This is a genomic window from Microcoleus sp. D2_18a_D3, assembly GCF_036702455.1.
GTDB lineage: Bacteria > Cyanobacteriota > Cyanobacteriia > Cyanobacteriales > Microcoleaceae > Microcoleus.
The window spans coordinates 32,893-52,904 of the sequence record NZ_JAUBTK010000022.1; the positions used below are offsets into that span (position 1 = coordinate 32,893).

The 20,012-nt window shown below is 45.8% G+C and carries 15 protein-coding genes; 2 read left to right on the forward strand and 13 right to left on the reverse strand.

The genetic code is table 11. The annotated features are described in order from the left end of the window. Positions 1-92: 92 nt before the first annotated feature. Entirely contained in the window at positions 93-1,286 is a 1,194-nt protein-coding gene (locus tag QUB06_RS12945; protein WP_445251378.1) for an RNA-guided endonuclease InsQ/TnpB family protein, read from the reverse strand. Between the two features lie 408 nt (positions 1,287-1,694). Here QUB06_RS12945 and QUB06_RS12950 point away from each other — a divergent pair, with 408 nt between their 5' ends. Further along, complete coding sequence (locus tag QUB06_RS12950; RefSeq protein WP_333435588.1) at positions 1,695-3,026, forward strand: hemolysin family protein; 1,332 nt, start codon at positions 1,695-1,697, stop codon at positions 3,024-3,026. A gap of 152 nt (positions 3,027-3,178) precedes the next feature. Here the strand turns inward: QUB06_RS12950 and QUB06_RS12955 are convergent, their stop codons facing one another. From QUB06_RS12955 to QUB06_RS12975, 5 genes are read right to left on the reverse strand one after another with little or no spacing between them, the layout of a single operon-like run. Then, on the reverse strand, positions 3,179-4,573 hold the full coding sequence (locus QUB06_RS12955; protein ID WP_333435589.1) for a hypothetical protein: 1,395 nt from the start codon (positions 4,571-4,573) through the stop codon (positions 3,179-3,181). 6 nt (positions 4,574-4,579) lie between these two features. Next, on the reverse strand, positions 4,580-5,905 hold the full coding sequence (locus QUB06_RS12960; protein ID WP_333435590.1) for a hypothetical protein: 1,326 nt from the start codon (positions 5,903-5,905) through the stop codon (positions 4,580-4,582). Positions 5,906-5,918: 13 nt separating this feature from the next. Then, a complete protein-coding gene (locus tag QUB06_RS12965; protein ID WP_333435591.1) occupies positions 5,919-7,151 on the reverse strand; it encodes an SGNH/GDSL hydrolase family protein in 1,233 nt (410 codons plus the stop codon). A 4-nt stretch (positions 7,152-7,155) separates the two neighbouring features. Beyond that, positions 7,156-7,320 (reverse strand): DUF5989 family protein, encoded by a 165-nt coding sequence (locus QUB06_RS12970; protein ID WP_190657062.1) that lies wholly within the window; start codon positions 7,318-7,320, stop codon positions 7,156-7,158. After that, a complete protein-coding gene (locus QUB06_RS12975) occupies positions 7,321-7,728 on the reverse strand; it encodes an SxtJ family membrane protein (protein ID WP_333154419.1) in 408 nt (135 codons plus the stop codon). Here QUB06_RS12975 and QUB06_RS12980 point away from each other — a divergent pair. Continuing rightward, on the forward strand, positions 7,727-7,852 hold the full coding sequence (locus tag QUB06_RS12980) for a hypothetical protein (protein ID WP_333435592.1): 126 nt from the start codon (positions 7,727-7,729) through the stop codon (positions 7,850-7,852). The two genes, QUB06_RS12975 and QUB06_RS12980, sit on opposite strands and share 2 nt — an antisense overlap. A gap of 42 nt (positions 7,853-7,894) precedes the next feature. On the opposite strand, the gene QUB06_RS12985 is transcribed toward QUB06_RS12980, so the two are convergent. The 7 genes from QUB06_RS12985 to cobN all read right to left on the reverse strand — a co-directional run bounded on the left by QUB06_RS12985 (position 7,895) and on the right by cobN (position 19,830). After that, the gene (locus QUB06_RS12985; RefSeq protein WP_333435593.1) at positions 7,895-9,871 is read right to left on the reverse strand and encodes a carbamoyltransferase; all 1,977 of its coding nucleotides are present in this window, start codon (positions 9,869-9,871) and stop codon (positions 7,895-7,897) included. A 169-nt stretch (positions 9,872-10,040) separates the two neighbouring features. Next, the gene (locus QUB06_RS12990) at positions 10,041-10,526 is read right to left on the reverse strand and encodes a hypothetical protein (protein ID WP_333372577.1); all 486 of its coding nucleotides are present in this window, start codon (positions 10,524-10,526) and stop codon (positions 10,041-10,043) included. Positions 10,527-10,763: 237 nt separating this feature from the next. After that, on the reverse strand, positions 10,764-11,684 hold the full coding sequence (locus tag QUB06_RS12995; protein WP_333226232.1) for an NAD(+) kinase: 921 nt from the start codon (positions 11,682-11,684) through the stop codon (positions 10,764-10,766). A gap of 366 nt (positions 11,685-12,050) precedes the next feature. Then, entirely contained in the window at positions 12,051-13,784 is a 1,734-nt protein-coding gene (locus QUB06_RS13000) for a hypothetical protein (RefSeq protein ID WP_333435594.1), read from the reverse strand. Between the two features lie 41 nt (positions 13,785-13,825). Then, the gene (locus QUB06_RS13005; protein WP_333435595.1) at positions 13,826-14,521 is read right to left on the reverse strand and encodes a DUF3226 domain-containing protein; all 696 of its coding nucleotides are present in this window, start codon (positions 14,519-14,521) and stop codon (positions 13,826-13,828) included. Next, a complete protein-coding gene (locus QUB06_RS13010) occupies positions 14,521-15,630 on the reverse strand; it encodes an AAA family ATPase (RefSeq protein ID WP_333435596.1) in 1,110 nt (369 codons plus the stop codon). Before QUB06_RS13010 ends, QUB06_RS13005 begins: the two co-directional genes overlap by 1 nt. 45 nt (positions 15,631-15,675) lie before the next feature. Then, entirely contained in the window at positions 15,676-19,830 is a 4,155-nt protein-coding gene (cobN, locus tag QUB06_RS13015; RefSeq protein ID WP_333435597.1) for a cobaltochelatase subunit CobN, read from the reverse strand. Positions 19,831-20,012 lie beyond the last annotated feature (182 nt).

The following is a 20,012-nucleotide window of genomic DNA, read 5'->3' on the forward strand; positions in this document are numbered from 1 at the left end:
CTCTTTCCCTTGGCCTGTTAAGGAGATTGTACGACAAACATCCTTGACATCCTCCCCGCCGTAGAACGGCGACGATTCCCAAGACTCACGACTTAGGTTTCTGCTTCTTTCCCGAAACGGGGATTTCGCAACTGCCCTTCAACCCTATGGTTGTCAAGTCTTACGTTCGCTCCACAGACTGATACGGCAAGTCCTGCCGCCAAAATGTTATTTGCCGCGTTGATATCTCGGTCGTGTTTAGTCCCGCATTCCGGACATTCCCACTCCCGCACATTCAACAGCATTTTATCTACTATATGCCCGCAGTTGGCACAGCTTTTAGAGCTAGGAAACCATCGGTCAATTTTTACCAGCTCTCGACCGTACCACGCTGCTTTGTAAGTCAGTTGTCGGACTAATTCACCCCAAGCGGCATCACTAATAGCATTAGCCAACTTGTGGTTCTTGACCATATTTTTGATAGCCAAATCCTCAACTACGATCGTTTGGTTTTCACGTACCAGTTGAGTTGTCAGCTTATGCAAAAAATCTTTACGGGCGTCGGCGATCTGCCCGTGTACTTTGGCTACTTTCAGCCGTGCTTTGTGTCTGTTATTGCTCCTTTTCTGTTTCCGAGACAGAGCTTTTTGTACCCGTCTCAATTTATTGTGCAACCGCTTAAAGTGTTTGAGGTTAGCAATTTTAGTTCCATCGCTAGTAGCAATCAGGCTGGTAACACCCAGATCCAAGCCGATAGATTTATCGACTTCGGGCAGGGGTTTAACGGTGGGGTCATCCACCAACAGGGAGACATACCATCGCCCTCTAGCATCGAGCTTAACGGTGATAGTGGATGGACTGCAACCATCAGGAATCTGTCTGCTCCAACTAATGGGCAATGCTTCAGTACATTTAGCCAAAAATACTTGGCCATCTTTCCAACGAAAGGCAGATTTAGTAAATTCAGCAGTACCACCATTGCACTTTTTCTTGAAGTTGGGATACTTGGCACGACCGGCCCAAAAGTTAGTAAATGCCTTTTGTAGGTGTCTGAGTCCCTGTTGAAGGGGTACACAACTAACCTCGTTGAGAAAATCAAGCTCTTGCTCTTTTTTCCAACTTGTTAGCATAGAAGAAGTCTGTTCGTATCCAACGCGCTCGCTTGTTTGATACCAAGCATCGGTGCGAGCAGCTAAAGCCTTGTTGTAAACTAACCGCACGCAGCCCACTGTCCGCCTCAAGAGTGACTCTTGTTCGGTGGTTGGGTAAAATCGGTACTTGTAGGCTCGCTGAGTCATGCCTGACATTGTAACATATTCCCTGTAAAGCCGTGCTAGAAGCACGGGGTTTCCCACCAAACTTTTCTGATGATTGTGCCGATCGGCTGTTGACGCCTTGGAACTTAACTGGAGATAGATTTCTGCTTTAATATGTCGATCCTGCGATCGCGATCGAGCGCGGGACGTTAATCTAGTGACAGGTTTAGAAAAAATTTCGATTTTGCGATCGAGATTCGCAGCTTCCAGACCTCTCCTGTGACTGCACCCAAAGACGGATACCCTGCCACGTACTCAAGTTGTGAAGATCGAAGAATTTTAGACATTAGGGAAATCCCCCAGATACTGGCGGCGTCGTCAATCTAAAATCTAAAATCTAAAATCTAAAATCGACTAACCGGGCAGAGCGCTTCGCCGTTACTACCGAAAATTTTAGAAATGTCCCCAAGTACCGATATTCTGATTGTTCTCCTGCTAATTTTCCTCAATGGCTTGTTTGTGATGTCAGAGATGGCCATCATCTCTGTACGGAAGGTGAGACTGCAACAGATGGCCAACCAAGGTTCAGCCAATGCCCGCGTAGCCTTGGATCTGGCTAATGCCCCCAATCAGTTCTTGCCGACAGTTCAAATCGGGATTACGATGCTGGCCATTCTGTCGGGCGCTTTCGGAGAAACGACGATTTCTAGAAGGGTAGAGCCTTTGTTGCGGCTGATTCCTGCCCTCGCGCCCTACTCTAAGACGATCGCCTCAGTAGTAGCAGTTTTAACCATCACTTATCTGACTTTAATTATCGGCGAACTCGTGCCGAAGCGGCTAGCGCTCAACAACCCGGAGCCGATCGCCTCAAGCGTAGCAATTCCCATGCGAATGCTCTCAAAAATTGGCGCTCCTGCGGTTTATTTGTTAAGTCATTCCACTGACTTAGTGATGCGGCTGATGAGGATATCGCCCTCGACAGAACCGCAAGTTACAGAAGAGGAAATTAAAGTTTTAATCGAGCAAGGAACCGAAGCCGGAACCTTTGAAGAAGCCGAACAAGACATGGTAGAAAGAGTCTTTCGTTTGGGCGATCGGCGAGTCAGCGCCTTAATGACCCCGCGTCCCGATCTTACCTGGCTTGACCTCGACGACTCAGTAGAAGAAAACCGCCAAAAAATGCTCGGCAGCGGTCATTCTCGGTTTCCCGTGTGTCAGGGAGGGCTCGACAACGTTGTAGGTTTAGTACACGTTACTGATATGCTGTCTCGGACTTTAACTGGTCAACCCCTAGATTTAAGCGCTTCTTTACGACGACCGTTATTTGTACCGGAAAGCACGCGGGGTTTAAAAGTATTAGAACTTTTCAAACAATCTAGCAATCAAATTGCCTTGGTAGTAGACGAATACGGCGTCATTCAAGGATTGGTTACAGTCAACGACATTTTAGTCGAACTCGTTGGCGACTTTCCCTCGATTGAAGATGCTGACGAGCCGGAAGCCGTGCAGCGCGAAGACGGTTCTTGGCTGTTAGATGGAATGCTAGCAGTCGAAGATTTTTTTGAGATATTTGGCATCGAAGAATTGTCAGCAGAACACAAAGGAAGTTACCACACAATGGGCGGTTTTGTGATTACAAATTTGGGCAAAATTCCCACAGCAGCCGAGCATTTTGAGTGGAACGGTTTGCGCGTGGAAGTAGTCGATATGGACGGGAACCGAGTTGATAAAGTCTTGGTAATGCCGATCGACTCAGCGGGCGATCGAGCTAGAACCGAACCAAAAACCTAAAAACCATTGGCCAGCGTCAATTGTTCTCATCATCCCTGATAAAAGGTACATTTCCTTCTTCTGGGGCGGGTTTGAGCAATAATCTCGGCAAAAATGCAAAATATAAATAAACCCGCCCCCACTCCACGGTAAATCGAAATGTAAATTCAAATTTACCGTGGGGCGGGGGCAGGTTTTTGAGATTGTTTGTTTAAGTCGTTGAGGGTTAGTCGAACGCGCTTCTTCTGTTTTCTTTCATCTTTCCGCAAAGCTTCCAGAATAGAACGGCCCACATAATCACTAAAAATTACTGCCCCAGCTTGATTGTAATGACAGCAGCTATCTACATAAACAGCATCTTTAGTCTTGTCAAAAACCTTGACAGCATTCACTAGATTGATATTATTTTTTTCCAAATTAGGAAACTTCTTGAAAAGAGCCGGATATCCAATTTCTACAGATTTAGCATAAGGAGTCTCCTTGTTAAAAGCAATCTTCTTTTCTGCTTCACCAAACACCCTTTTCGTCTGATAATATTGATTAGGCTGAAGAACATGAAAATAAGGCACATTGCTAGCTGACAGCACTTTGTGCATAAAAATTGAACTTTTTGCCCAATTCCCTGCCATTTTTTCAAAAGCTACTGAATCCGGTAAAACCGACTTATTAGTATTGATATAAATAACGCTCCCCCTGTCATCTTTTTGTTGTTTAGTCCGTTCTTCTTCAAACTTAATTACATCTGTTTTATAGTTATTAACTAGATTTTGAACGTAAACAGAAGTCAAAGCATCGCACGCAGCTAAAGAGCAGTTTTGCAAACTTGACAAACCCTGATTAATCCTAGTTTTATTTTCTTGAATTCTGAGAGTGGCTTCCATAGCCTTAGTAGAAAGGCTATTATTCGCGAAGTTAGACAGCGGCCAAATATGCTGAATACTTGGCATAGCAAAATCGACTTTATTTTTATTGTTTAAATTAGAAAGTGCTACTTCATTAAAACCATCTATATTGACGACCATATCTAATTCTTGACCTAAAGCCAAAAAGTAGTTTAAAATTAATAATTGCTGCGGCTGTTTGTAGCCTCCCGTTGCAAAAGACAAAATTACAAATTCTTTATCTTTTAAACCGGGCAACTGTTTGAGGTATTTAGGTAAAATTTGATTCTGAACTTGAAATATGGCATAATCGGAAGCCACAGAACCGCCAAAAACTCCGATAAAAAACTGATTATTTTTAGTTTTTTTGAGAGGGTAATCGTAAGGAGAGATAAATCCGTAATTGTTAATTTTAAAACCAGGGCGAAAATCGGGACCTGGTTGTTGAATAAAGCCGAAAAAAGGATGAAACCTTTCAACAATAGACTGATTCAGCCGCACTCCTTCTAAATTAATTCCTAAATCTGACTTATCTTGCACCTTTTCTCTAGTATAGAAAAATTGCTTGTGCTTGACAAAATACCATCCCAAGGAACCGAGTTCCAGGAAAACCAGTAAAAGCGCTAAGTTAATCAAAGTTATCTTGAGAACTTCTTGTCCGTTTTTGAGGAATTTTAAATCTTTCATAAACCTCTATTTCGACTCCCTGACTACTTTAATAATAGAACTGGAAACAAAATTTGCCAATACTTCCTCTCCCACTGAATTATAGTGGCAGCAGGCATCTTTGTAAACCGTTTCTTTGGTATTGTCTAAAATATTCACTGCACTAAAAATATTAACCCCAGCTTTTTGCAAATCATCGACTTTGGACAACAATACGGGATAACCTTTTTTCACCCCTTCAATGTAAGGACTCTTCTGGTCGATCGCGATTTCGTTTTCCTTGGCGGTAAACGCTCGCTTAGTGGGATAATACTGGTTGGGCTGGACAAAGTGAAAATACTTAATCTTTCTACTTGATAAAATTTGATTCATCCCGATCGACGATTGATACCACATCGATGCCATTTTGTCAAAAGCAGCGGCATCCTGCAAAACAGAGTCAGCTTTGGGAATGTACACTATACTGCTATTTGCCGTGTCTGGGTTGGATGGTTTGACTTGCGAATCGTACTTGACAACTGCTTGCTGGTAATTGTTGACTAATTGTTTCACCTGTAGCGAGGTGACAGCGTGACACAAAGCAAGTTGACAAGTTTGCAATTTGTCAATACCTGCTTTCAATTGTTTTTTGTTTTCGTTAATTTGTACGATCGAACTCATCACTTCTGGGGACAAGTTATTGCTCGCTAAACCAGTCAGGGGCTGTATGTGCTGAACGCTGGGCATTCCTATTTCAACTTGGGCTTTGTTGTTTAAATTTGACAGTGCTACTTCGTTAAAACCGTCAATATTGATGACTAAATCTAATTCTTGACCCAAAGCCAGAAAGTAATTTAAAATTAATAATTGTTGGGGCTGTTTGTATCCGCCATTGCCAAAATTTAAAACAATAATTTCCTTGTTTGCAAATTCGGGATAAGTCTTCAATTTGTTAGACAATCTGCGATTGACGTATTCAGAAACGGCAAAATTATTCGCAACTGAACCCCCAAACACTCCGATGATAACTTGATTTTTATTGGTTTTAACAAAGGGATATTCGTAGAGTGAAAAAAAGCCGTGTTTGTTGACTTTTAACTTTAATTTCTCATTGGTGAAAGCACCTTGCTTTAGCACGTAGCCAAAAAGTGGGTGCAGTCTTTCTACGATAGATTCATCAAGTCTAATGCCGATCCTTTCAATATCTTCTACTACTTTTTCTTTGGCTTTAGTTCGGGTATAAAACAACTGCTTTTGGTTGACCAAATAAAAAGCTAGCGATAAAGCTTCCAGACAAATAAAGGCGATCGCCAAATTAACCGCGATTATAATTAATATATTTTTGCCTTTTTCGAGCGCAGTTGCATCTTTCATGAAATTTGACTGATTACGGTTGTTTTTTGGGGAGTTGAGACTGCTTCAATTGTTGGCACAAATTTCGGTTAATCAGGATACTGGCCAGCCGGTGTCCGAGTTCATTCCAGTGACCCCCACAGGGTACAGAATTCTCAAAACCGTGGGCGCAGACTTGATATTTTTCCGTGTAACCTTGGATCTGTTCGGATAAATTCAGTACCCGAAAACCCTCGCGCGCGCCCAATTTTTCCAGCCGCCTATCGGGATAAAACAAATCCTGAATGTTGTTCTTTGTCATAAAATCTTTTCGCACCGGGGCCTCCGGTCTAACTTGCATCGGATCGCCGATCGTCACAACCAAGAAATCAGCCTTTTTCTGCACGACTTCATTCCGCATCGTCACAATCAAACCCTCTGTCACCCTCCAAGCCTCTTGCCAATCTGGATTCTGAGGTTCCTTGAGGTTTTGGGTACTTAAAGTGGTAAAATCCTCAGATAACTCGCGCTTTTTCCTTTCTAACTCTACTTTTTTAATAACCTGCAAAATGCGCGAATTGTTGACGATCAAACTGGGCATTCGGTCTACGAAGGAAACTGCTCTTTCGTTGCGATCGATCGGCGCCCGATTGCGAAAAGACATATCCGGCACTAACTTGCCGCTAGCATCATAAGCAAAAAATGGTCGGTAAAGGTCATATTCCAATTGCGGCGAATTGTTAATCACATCATTGCCAATAAAAAAAGCAAGAATTACAATATCAGGATTGTAATCCCACACTTTTTTTCTCAGCATTATCAATGCTTGAGCAGTACCGTAGCCCTGCACCCCGAAATTCATGACCTCAACATTTTTCCGTCCCTTAACAGCTTCGCAGTTGCCTAACTTTCGTTCCAATTTTGACCAGAAAGTTTGTTCGATAGGTACCTGAATTGCTTCGGTGAAAGAATCGCCCAAAACCGCAACGCGCAAAGTATTTGGAGGTTTTGCTTTTGTATGTTCACGATCGCGCAAACCCTCGCTATTCACCTGCACAAAACTCGCACCTTCCTCATTCCACTCCCCCGACGCACCAGGTTTCAGCTTCCAGCCCAAATTCGGATCGGAAGTGTGAAAACGAGTTGGCGCCGACTCTGCGAAATTTCCTATTTTGGGATAGCCTTCAATCCTCGCTACTCGCAATCCAATTTCACCAATTACCACCCCCATCAATAAACCGCCGAGTGTCAAACCCAAATTGACACCCAAATTTTTCAACTTGCTCATTATTTCAAAACAGCGTGTAAATAAATGGAGCAATCACAGAACCCTGACTCAATACAATCAAAGCTCCCAAAAAGACTAAAGTCACAATGAGCGGCAACAGCCAATACTTTTGGCGTTCTTTCATAAACGCCCACAAATCTTTGAGAAAATCTAAAGTTGCTTCAAACACTTAGAAAGGACGCTCCATACTAACTTTTGTTCTTGCTTTACTTGGGACGCGGTAAGTATCCATTTTAGGATTGAGTTTTCGCCGCATGGCATCTTCGCCGAAAATGTTTTTGATCACTCCCATCGGCCAAACTATCAGGTAAAAAACTATCCCTAGGACGATCGGCGTTTCGATTTTGTTAAGAATAATTCCAAAGCGCATCCACGCGTGATAAACGGGATTCAGCGATTTCGGCGCAACCAATGCTAGCAGCACCATCACTCCGCAGATTGCCCAAGGCCACCAAGGTAGAGAATGCCGCCGCAGTAAAGGTACTGCTAAACCGAACAGCACTGCAATCAAACCGCCAATTAGCAGCCCGAAATCGCGCAAGCCTTTTTTGTCGAGTTTTTTAATTTCGTCGCTCATGGGGAAGAAGGAAGAAGGAAGAAGGAAGAGGGAAGAAGGAAGAAGGAAGAGGGAAGAAGGAAGAAGGAAGAGGGAAGAGGGAAGAGGGAAGAGGGAAGAAGGAAGAATGACAATTGCCAACTAACAACTCACAAATGCCAACTGCCCACTGCCAACTGACTAATAATTAATCCAATTCAAATTCATTTTTCCAAGCATCATCTTGTTTCCAAGGAATTTGTTCGGACTTGGGAAGCAAGAAATTTTCCAAAACCAGATAGTCCATTTCGGTTCGCATGAAACAGCGGTAAGCATCCTCTGGAGTGCAAACAATGGGTTCGCCTCGGACGTTGAAAGAAGTATTTACCACAATAGAACAGCCCGATCGCTTTTCAAAATGGCTGATTAAGTCATAGTAGCGAGGATTGGTTTCTTTGTGAACAGTTTGGATGCGAGCCGAGTAATCGACGTGGGTGACAGCCGGAATCTCGGAACGCGGAATGTTGAGCTTTTCAATGCCAAACAACTGCTCTTGTTCCGCAGTCATGGGAATGCGGAGACTGGCTTTGACAGGTGCTACTAATAGCATATAAGGGCTAGAATGGTCAATCTCGAAATAATCCGCAACTCGCTCGGCTAAGATTGACGGCGCAAAAGGTCGAAAAGATTCCCGATATTTAATTTTCAGGTTCATCACGGACTGCATTTTAGCACTGCGGGGATCGCCAATGATCGATCGACCGCCCAGAGCCCGCGGCCCAAATTCCATCCGCCCTTGGAACCATCCCACCACATTTCCCTGTTCCAAAATTTCCGCCAACTGCGGCATTAATTCGGCATCATCTAATCGGTGATAGCTGGCTTTGACAGCATCCAAATATTCGAGAATTTCTGCGTCAGTAAACCTCGGCCCCAAATATGAGCCCCGCATTTGATCGTGACAAGTTAAATGAGCAACCGACTTCGCCACAGTTGCCACCGCTGGGTTTGCAGTGAGAACTTCAGTCCTCTCCTCAACCGCTGAGTTTGTAGTGATAAGTTCAGTTTTGAGGGATTCTCTACTATTTGCTGTCGAGTTCGCGCTCACAGTGCGAGTTTGTTCGCAATACTGATACCAAATCGCCAAAGCCGCGCCCAAAGCACCGCCAGCATCTCCCGCCGCCGGCTGAATCCAAATATCTTTGAAAATACCTTCCCGCAAGAGTCTGCCGTTAGCAACACAGTTGAGAGCAACGCCGCCGGCAAGACAAAGATAATCGACATCCAATTCTTTTTTAACTGTTCTGCAAAGTCGCAAAACAACTTCTTCGGTAACAACTTGAATGGAAGCGGCAATGTCCATTTCCCGCTGAGTCAATTTTCCTTCAGCTTGACGCGGTGGCCCTTCAAACAGTTCGTCAAACTTCTTGTTTGTCATGGTTAAGCCAACAGTATAGTTGAAATAATCCATGTTCAAACGGAAAGTTCCGTCATCTTTGAGGTCGATTAAATAGTTGAGAATCTTGTCTACATACTTGGGTTCGCCGTAAGGAGCTAAACCCATGAGTTTGTATTCGCCAGAGTTGACTTTGAAGCCGGTGTAATAGGTGAAAGCTGAATAAAGCAAACCCAAGGAGTGGGGAAAATCGATTTCCCACTGAGGTGTCAGTTGGTTCCCGTCTCCCAACCAAACCGAGGTTGTGGCCCACTCGCCCACGCCGTCGAGGCACAAAACGGCTGCTTTTTGAAACGGGCTGGGGAAAAATGCCGATGCTGCGTGGGATTGGTGGTGTTCGGTAAATAGCAGAGATGGCAGTTTATTTGTTTTGCAGTTTGCTATTGCTGCCAGATCTCTTTTGAGCATGGTTTTGAGGTAAAGCTTTTCTTTGAGCCATATCGGCATGGCTGCTAGGAAAGAGCGAAAACCTTGGGGTGCGTAGGCTAAATAGGTTTCGAGAAGGCGCTCGAATTTGACTAAAGGTTTGTCGTAAAAGACTATTTGATCGAGTTCCCGCAAATCTATTTTCGCTTCTTTCAAGCAATAAGCGATCGCATTCTTAGGGAATCTGGCGTCATGCTTTTTGCGGGAAAATCTTTCTTCCTGCGCTGCTGCTATAATTTCTCCGTCGCGAATTAAGGCTGCGGCGCTGTCGTGATAGTACGCCGAGATTCCAAGTATGTTCATCGCTCTCCTCACAAATCGCAATGCGTTTGCTTTTGACTATTTAGAATAGCTAACGATTATAGCTGCTTCAGTGCTGATTGGGAATTGAATTTTGCGATCGCCTCTAATTTTACCTGGATCGATGTCGGTGGGCCGGCCTCGGACGATCGGCTGTTAGAGAGCATTTAAGCTAGCGCCGGCTTATCCTGCGCCCCCAAGCTCTGAAGTAAGTGACCACCGGGAATTGATAAAATTCACCTATCAACCACAGCACAATGCCTAAATGGGACAAAAAAGCTAAGCCTGTCCAAGCTGCGGGCAGCCACGACAACCGGCTGCCGGGAACCGGGGGAAAATAGTAAGCTGAAAGTCCCAGCAAGGTAGTGGGAAGGAAAATTAGACCCAAAGCCGCTGCCAAGTAGGGCCATCCGAATTCTACGCCTTCGAGGTGGGCTCCTATCCACTGTTTGCCGTTCCAGTGCCAAGTTACGGGCGGTTGGCGATCGGCCATTTGGAGCGATTGTCTTTCAACGCTGGCGGTATAAATGTGCTGGCAGAAGTTGCAAGCTAGGGCGTCCATCAGTGCTAGGGTGGAAATTTGACCGGTGCGGCACACGGGACAGGGATAGGTATCTTGAGGGTTGAAAGGTCGGGTTGATTTTTTGGAAATCTGCATAGATCAGGCTGTTTGTCAAGATATTGAGCGATCTTAACAAAGTACAGAGATTATGGGTTGGCTGATGGCGGTTTTTGTATCTAGATTGTTGGGGATTTAACAGGTTTTTTCACGCTTACTCGCCCCTACAGGTTAATGCGGGTTGATATTAGACCTCTCCAATAATTATTATTGTGGAACAGGCATCCTGCCTGTTCAAGACTGGCTTTTCGGGAGATGTCTATTGAATGATTCGGATTAATTGCGGTGATTGTTGCTGTACCGAATTCTGGCTCCTGCCCAGTGAAGTTTTTCCCTCAAAGTGTTGAAATAAGAATAGTTTTCCCGCAAAATGATAAACTTGGCTTCGCAGTCTGCCCTCCGCACGTCTACGCGCTGTCCTGGCCAAATTGCAGTACCCAAAATGCCGTCTGTCCAGAGTTTGGTACTGAGTTCGTAATCTGCTAAAGGCCAAATGCTGACGACTGAACCGGGCGGGAGTACGATCGCCCGACTGGATAAACTCAAAGGGCAAATTGGAGTAACTGCGATCGCCTCCATTCCAGAGTGCATAATCGGCCCGTTGGCAGATGCGGTGTAGCAAGTCGAACCGGTGGGAGTTGCCACGATTAAACCGTCGCCTTGATATTGATCGACTACTTCGCCGTCAACTTCCATTTCTAGAATACAGCTCGGCATTCGATCGGCTGAAGCAGGTTTGACACACATTTCATTGAGTGCCAAAAATCGATCGCTTTGGGGTTCGAGATTGCTTCTGTTTCCCTCAAAAACTGTTGCCTGCAACATCATTCGCGTCTGCACAGCATACCTGTCTTCCGAAAGTCTGTCCCAAATCTCCTCAGTATTTTGGAAATCATCAAAAGACTCGGTTAAAAAACCCAGATGTCCCCCCACATTCGCTGCCAAAATCGGGATGCCGTCAGCCGCCAAATTCCGCGCCGCAGCTAGGGCAGTACCGTCGCCGCCGAGCACCACCGCTAAATCTATTGGGCTGTTACTAGAAGCTAAAAACACCGGATACGGGTTATCTTTGGGGCCACTCGGCCCCATTAAAACCTGACACCCGCGACTTTCTAATTGGCGGGCACACTGTTCTGCCCACCGCTGGCTGAGGGTATCTCTGGCTTTGTGGGCGATAATTACTTGTTTTAGTTGCACAACCTATCGATTTTAGATTTTAGATTTTGGATTTTGGATTGTTAGATTTTAGAGTGAGCTCACAATCTATCGATTTTGGATTTGTGATTGTTAGATTTTAGGCTGAGTGAAATATCTTAAAATGTTCGATCGCACAAATTGGTTTTGGACATCAGGTTAAATCTTAAACTATTTTTGAGCATTGCGAGGCCGAGCCTGTGGATCTGCGTTACCAGGATTTGCCTGGTAAAAAGAAAGCCGGGAATAAGAAATATTATTATGACTGCATTTCGACATCTTCCGACTTCCCTCGGACTGACATCCGTTACATCCGTTACATCCGTTACATCCGTTACATCCGTTACAGAATCCGTTGCCGAACTTCCTTCACCCGTCGCTGCGGCTGGATTTGGGCCGTGGCCAGATAATGCTGGAATCGGCCGCGAGTAGGCTAGAAACTGCGCTCGCCCCAAAGCGGTTGAGGTGGCTGGGGTCCAAAAAATAGTCGTTGCGGCCCGGCCACCGCTGCGACAAGTCGCGGAAAGCGAAGCCTTTTTGCCGCGAGAGTTGCTGCATTCGCTGCCGGAACTGCTGTTCTGCCCGCAGGCGAGTTCCGTCTAAGTAGTCGTCGGTGAGGGGCAAATTGACGAAAATCAGGGGAATTTTGCGAGCTTTGGTAAATGCTACAACTGAATTAAAGGCAGTTGCTTGTTTGCCTCCGAGGTTGAAGTTTTCGTAGTCGCGATCGTACTGGCCTGAAACGTAAGCGCGTTCTCGATAATAAGTGTTGGGATTGTACTTGCCCGACATAGCCATGAATCCGTTGGAGTCGATCGAATCTGCCAATTGGTTGAGTTGTCGGATGGCTACTGTTGTGCGTCGCGAGACTGGAATCAATTGTGCTTTTTGGGTTGCTGCATCTGCTGCGATCGGTTTTAAGTCATATCTTGCAGCATTCTCAGCAACGGGCAAGATGCCCGTTCCACTTGACAGGAATTTGATTGTGGGGAGTTGGGGTTGGGTGTTAGCAACGGGCAAGATGCCCGTTCCACTAGAGAGGGATTGGATTGTGGGGAGTTGGGGTTGGGTGTCAGCAACGGGCAAGATGCCCGTTCCACTAGAGAGGGATTGGATTGTGGGGAGTAGGGGTTGGGCATTTTGCACGCCCGTGAAAGGTTGATCGACAGATGCCAATGCTTTGCGGAAAGTATTTTTAGCGCAGGGCTGCGGGAATCTGTAACACTGGGGAATCACATTTGGTTCATCCGACGGCAGTTCGGGGCGAACGCCTGCGGCTATAAGTTGGCTGCCTTCAGAATCGACGATCGAATTAAAAGTGCGATCGTCCCGGCCGCTGTTAAATGCGCGCACACCATCCGCCCAGACAATCATTTGAGGCAAATGATCCGGCTTCAAAAGTCGCCGCAGTTGAAAGTCAATTACTTGTGCAGTTGCGCCGTTGACTGAAAAGTTAAATACTTTTAAGCCCGGACGGCCCCTTTGGGCCAAAGATTGTTTTAGTTGTTTGGGATCTACGCCCTGCAATGCGCGGGAACTGCCGACAATCAAAACATCTGGTGGCCCGACGGCAGCAACGTAGGATAGGTAAAGTTCGAGTTGTTCGTTGAGTAAATCGCTGCTGAAGCTGACTGTACTGGCTTGCGATCCGTTTGCGCCCGCTTGCTGTTGGGAATAAACCAGGTTTCTCATGTACTCCACCACTTTTTTCTCAGCAAAAGCCCGCCTGGGACTGCCGGGGGGAACGGCTTGCATCCAGGCGACGGCCTGCACCCACAGGGCGGCTACTTCGTCCCAGTTTTCTTTTGAACTGGCTGATTGAGCCAAATTAGAAGCTTGGGTGGCAAAGTTAACTGACTCCGTAAAGGCATCGTTTTGGGGGCATGAGGGAACGCTGACGGATTTTTTGGTTTTGTTGCGGTTTTGAGCTAACAGAGACGTGGGGGACTGCGCTAGGACGGCGGATTCGATCGAACCCGATGGCGCTGCGGTGTTGGGCGGCTTCGTTGACGAACATCCCAAAGTTACGGCTAATACAGCGGCGGCGGCGCAGGTACGTTTGAGGATGCTGGTGCTGATGCTAGCAATGTAGCGGCGAATCATAAAGCTTTCAGCGATCGCGAAACATTACTAGATATTACTCATTATTCGGCGGATCGAGCAATTAGCTCAAACAGATGTTTTAACCATTCAATAAAAATTAAGGCGATCGGGGAATCGCAGCTAAGCACCTGCGCTGTTATTGCTTGTCCCATCGGCATTGCAGGCGTTTTCTGCCATGCCAGCCAAGTGTGGATTAGCGCTTTGGGATGATGAATTAAAGTGTAGCGGTTAAGTCCGGCTTGTTCGAGCTCTTGTAAAATTGCTTCGGCTTTCGGATGCAGGGTGTCGCCAGGGGGGATGAGATAGGCGACAAAATCTTCTAACATTCCAGGAAGTTGATTGTTTGGCATCAACCAAACTCCGACGCGAGGCAAGTATGGATCTGAAGGTGTGCAAACCCAGCCTTCGGGAGGGGGAGATTGGGGGATGTCTCGATAGCCGATCGAACTCAGTTTATCTTTAAGAGATTGCCACCGCCCACTTAAATTGCGATCGGCATCAACCACAATTCCCAAGGTGCGTAAATTCTCTGCTTTCAATCTTTCTGGCAAGCCATTTAGCAGCGCTTCAACTCCTTCTGTACTTCCTTCTCTACCTTCTTCTTGCGGTACTTCGACGGAAAATGTTTCTGGCAGTTGATATTGCTGGCACAAAGCCCAGATTACGTGTCGGTCATTCTTACCTTCTACCAATAACTGTTGAGCTTTTCGTTGAGAAGGTGTTCGTGGTTTTGGCATCAGCGCACCTCGATACTTTGGCGCACTGCAACGGACAATTCATCGGGAGTGTATTCAACTGCACGAATATCCTCACCGCGCCGACTCAAGCGAAATAATTTGCCAACCGAACTATCTTCTGACTGTTCTAAGGCTTCTTGAAATGCGGCTATACAATCCCAACTGTGGGTAGTTGCAAAGACTTGAACGTTCAATCGCTGTGCTGTTTCAAATATCAATCGCCACATATCAGTTTGGGTTTGATAGTAAAGACCTGTATCAATTTCATCAACCAACAAAAACCCATTCTCTGATGAGACGGCTGCCATTGCTATACTAAGAATTCGTTGCATACCCTCTCCCATACTGCCTAGAGGAACTGGGTGAGGCTGTCCCCGAAGTTTAAGCAAAATACCACTGTTATTAGTGGGATTACTGGTAAAACTAATACGTTCTACATCTGGTTCTAAGATTTGCAGTGCTGCTACTACGCTTTCTTCTTTTGGTGTCAGTGTAATAGCATCCCAAAACACAGCCATTTCGTTAAAAGTTATTGCCGTAGTTTTGAGATAATTAAAATTATCTTGACTGGAACCAACAAGCGATAAATAGTTATTTTTTCTATCGGTCAATTTAGAAGAAACTAAATGAGCAATAGAAGCATCGCGTAGCAGTGAAATTTTGACTGTGGCAGTCTGATTGTAGCAAACAATTAATTCTACTGCTAAAAACCTTGTTTCTACTTCTTCAGCTACCGGAATTAATACCTGTTGGTTTGTAGGGTTTGCTTGAATTTTGAGTGAGAGGAGTTCTTCTTTATGAGATTGAATGTAAATGTTTTTATCGGGAATTAGTTGATGTCCGTAAAAAATATGTTCAAATTGATACTTGATCCGGTTTACTGCTTGATCCGATGCCAGTTGAGTTTTTATGTTGCTCATTTCGCCACGGCCATTTAGTACATCAAACAAAGCTTGAATACTCTGTTGTTGGACTAATAAATAAATGGCTTCCAAAAAAGTAGTTTTACCGCTATTGTTCTGACCGACTATCAGATTAACCCTAGCTAGATCGTCGATATGAAAATCTTTAAAACAGCGATAATTTTGGATGGTGAGATCGCGCAACATTGATTCCTCGCATATTAACTATATTCTATCATTTCTCCGTTCAGACTAAAAACCAGTATGGGATTCGATGACTGCTTCGGCTTGCAGGGCGATCGCTCTCAATTTATCCAATGTATCCTGGTTCGCACTCTGCCACAACCCCCGCTGACGAGCTTCTAGCAATCTTTCCGCCATATCTCGCAGTGCCCAAGGATTGTTTTCTTGAATAAATGCCTGCACTTTTTCATCAAAAATGTAAGCCTCTGCGATTCCTTCATACATAAAATCCTCTACACAATTTGCCGTAGCATCGTAAGCAAACAAAAAATCAACAGTTGCGGCAATTTCAAACGCGCCTTTATAACCGTGTCGCATCGCACCTTCTATCCATTTGGGATTCACAGCCCTGCTGCGATAAACCCGCGCAATTTCTTCTCTCAGTTGCCGCACTTTCGGATTCTCGGGAATCGAGTTGTCTCCGAAATAGGTTTCAGGATTTTTACCTTGCAAATTGCGAATTGCGGCCGTCATTCCCCCTTGGAATTGATAATAATCATCCGAGTCGAGGATGTCGTGTTCGCGGTTGTCTTGGTTTTGCAGAACTATTTGCATTTGGCCGAGGCGTTTTTCAAATGCTTCGGGTGCAGAACATCCCCACTCACTCTGTTTAACTCCTGCTACATCTCCCGGCAAATTTGAGGAACTAGAGGAGGTATAGGCGTAACTGCTCCAATTAATGTAAGCTTTTGCTAAATCGCTGTCGTCTGTCCAGTTTTGAGCTTCAATTATGCCTTGCAGTCCTGCGCCGTAAGCCCCTGGTTTTGAGCCAAAGACTCGAAATTGCGATCGCCCTTGCGCCTCTTCCTGACTCAAACCTGTAGATTCCCAATACAAAATCTCTTCCTTAACTTGTGCTGCTAAAGGGTTGTTTTCTGGCGATTCGTCTAAATCTGCCACAGCTTTTACCGCACTATCAAACAAATCAATTAAATTAAAAAAAGCATCGCGGAAAAACCCAGAGATTCGCAAAGTAACATCAACGCGCGGCCGCCCCAAAACAGAAACTGGCAAGATTTCAAAATCTACAACCCGGCGCGAAGGGCCATCCCAAACTGGTTGAACTCCTATCAGCGCCAAGGCTTCGGCGATGTCGTCTCCCCCCGTCCGCATCGTGGATGTTCCCCACACTGACAAACCCAAAGTTTTCGGATATTCGCCGTTTTCTTGGGTGTATCTTTCGATTAAAGTTTCAGCAGCAACTCTGCCAACTCTCCAGGCGGTTTCTGTGGGAATGGCGCGGATATCTACTGAGTAAAAATTGCGACCTGTGGGCAATACATCTGGCCGGCCGCGAGTGGGTGCGCCGGATGCGCCGCTTGGTATGTGCCGCCCATCTAGTCCGCGCAAAAGGTTGGTAATTTCTTGGTTTGTTTGGAGGAGTGAAGGTAAAAGATAGTTATTTATCCACTCTAATTCTTGTTGAGTTGCTTCTCCTATTTGGGAATTTGTGACCGCAGATGAACGCGGATTAACGCGGATATTTTCGATTAAGTTATCTACTAATTCAGCGGCTTTTTCTTCGAGTTCTGCTGTTAAATCGCCTGCTGTGCGGTGCTGAATTATCGAGGTTGGATCGCAGGTTAAGGGGTCGAAATCGTAGCCTGAGTCTTCTGCTAGGGCGCGGGTTAAGCCCGATCGCCCGTTGGTGGGATGGCGGGCGATCGCAATTATCAAATCTCTCAACTGTCTACCTTCGGGACACTGACCGAAAATGTGCAACCCGTCCCGGATTTGGGATTCTTTGAGTTCGCAAAGGTAGCCGTCTGTGCGCGTGATAAATTCTGTAAATTCCGATTTATTTAGTTGTATTCCTAAGTCTTTATCTAAGTTTTCTTTGTTGGTGAGGGCGAGAATGCGATCGCGAATCATGGGCAATCTGGACGGATCTAAACTTTGGGCTTCGCAATACTCATCAATTAAGGTTTCCAACTGCTGCAAAGGCCCGTAGAGTTCGGCGCGAGTCATCGGCGGTGTCAGGTGGTCGATAATCACAGCTTGCGATCGTCTTTTTGCTTGGGAACCTTCCCCCGGATCGTTGACAATGAAGGGATAAAAATTAGGTATCGCGCCTAACGCTACTTCTGGATAACATTTGTTAGACAATGCTATACTTTTACCGGGAAGCCATTCTAAATTGCCGTGTTTTCCGGCATGAATTATAGCGTCAATTCCAAATTTTTCTCGCACCCAATAATAGTAAGCTAGATAATTATGAGTGGGTTCTAAGTCTGGGGCATGATAATTTAAGGCGGGGTCAAGTTCATATCCCCGCGATGGTTGAATTCCCACAAACACATTACCGAACTGAATCCCCGGAATTGGAAAAGACGTATTGTTACTTATAAAATCTTGTGCATAGCTTGCCGGAAGCCCCCATCTTTTACAAATTCCCTCTTGCACTTCCTGCGGCAAACTAGCAAAATATTCTTCATATTCGGCCAATTCCAAAGATTGATGAACAGGGCGCAATTCGCGTCCTTCCGGGTCATTTGTTACGCCAGAAGTTAACAGTTCAATTAACTCGTTGCCGCTAGCGGGGATGTTTTCAATTTGATAGCCAGCTTGCTGCATAGCTTTGAGGATTTCGACACAGCTAGCGGGCGTATCTAAGCCGACGCCGTTGGCTAAGCGGGCGTTGCGGGTGGGGTAATTTGCTAAAATTATGGCGATGCGTCTGTTGGCGGCTGGGGTTTGTTTCATCTTCACCCAATTCGCGGTTAAATCTGCTACAAATGAAATGCGATCGCCCGCTGCTACATAGCCTACTACATCTGTTTCTAATTCGCTATTCCAAGTCTGTACCGCTTTAAAAGAAACAGCCCTAGTAATGATTTTTCCGTCTACTTCCGGCAATGCTACATTCATCGCCACATCGCGGGGCGAAAGTCCCTGAAGTTCCGTTTCCCACTGTTCCAAACCGCCACCGCTGAAGATTGCTTGCAATACGGGAACGTCTAAGGATTTTAAGCTGTTTTGTTCCGGTTCTTGACTGCTGAAACCGGAGACTGCAAAACTTGTGGTGTTTAGCAATAATTGAATTGGTTCTGATTCTTTGGGCTGGAAATATTCCAGCAATTCTATTTGCAAATCCGGTTCCCGCAAAGAAGACACAAAGACGGGAACCGGTACTAAGTTTCGCTCTGCTAAAGCTTGACAAAGTGCATCAATTGGTGCTAAGTTTCCTGATAAGTAATGAGCGCGATAAAATAAAATTCCGACCGTAGGGGCGGTGCCCCCGTGCCCGCCCTCGCCGTGCCCTTTAGGGAGTGTTTCCAAACCCGGAGATCCCCCCCAGCCCCCCTTAATAAGGGGGGAGCAAGAAGTTGTCAAAGTCCCCCTTGTTAAGGGGGATTTAGGGGGATCAGCGTCGGTTGGTAAACCCGGAGATCCCCCCCAGCCCCCCTTAAGAAGGGGGGAGGAAGAAGTTGTCAAAGTCCCCCTTGTTAAGGGGGATTTAGCGGGATCAGCGTCGGTTGGTAAACCCGGAGATCCCCCCCAGCCCCCCTTAAGAAGGGGGGAGGAAGAAGTTGTCAAAGTCCCCCTTGTTAAGGGGGATTTAGGGGGATCTGAATCTGGTTGTAAAGTTGCAAAACACGCCCCCGCTTCTCCGCCCCAATCATAAATTCCGACGCGGGAGACTGTTTGAGGTAGCGGTGGATTATAAGCAGTTTTCAAGCAAGTATCGGCAGCCAATTTTAGTGCATTAACAAAGTTTTGGACTCCGCCTTCTGTGAAATAGCGCCAAAGTTGATTGACTGCTGACAGCGATACATTGGAATGGCTGATTAAATCCGGATCGGGACTGTCTTCTCCCGGCATTACAATCAGGGAGGCGTTAGTTTTTTGCACAGTTTCTCGCAGGATTTCTAACCCGTAAGACCAATAAGAACGCCCTCCTAACAGTCTTAAGATTATCACCTCGGCGCGTTCTAAAACTTCCTCGGCATAAGTATCAATTGTTAGTTGTTGCTGCAACTGAAGCAGGTTTACTGCCCGCACTTTGGGAAATTTTGCCGGCATTTTGGATGCGGCGGCTGCGAGAGTTTGAATGTCGGTGTCAGCAGCACTAATAAATACTATTGGTGCTGGGGTTTGCTGAATAAAAATTACTCCTTCTGCTTGAGGGTTCCAACCTCCGGGTGTGGCGGCTATTTTGTGCATTAATTTTTTTTATCTTAATAAATAGTGAGAGAAAGTGCGATCGCCTTGAGTATAACATGACTTATACATCAATAGAGGCTAGGGCGTGTTTCCCACCCGGACATTCCCACCCAAGCGAGAGAGGGCGAGCACGGGGGCACCGCCCCTACATTCGGGGAGAGAACGAGCGTGAAAGTCCCGGA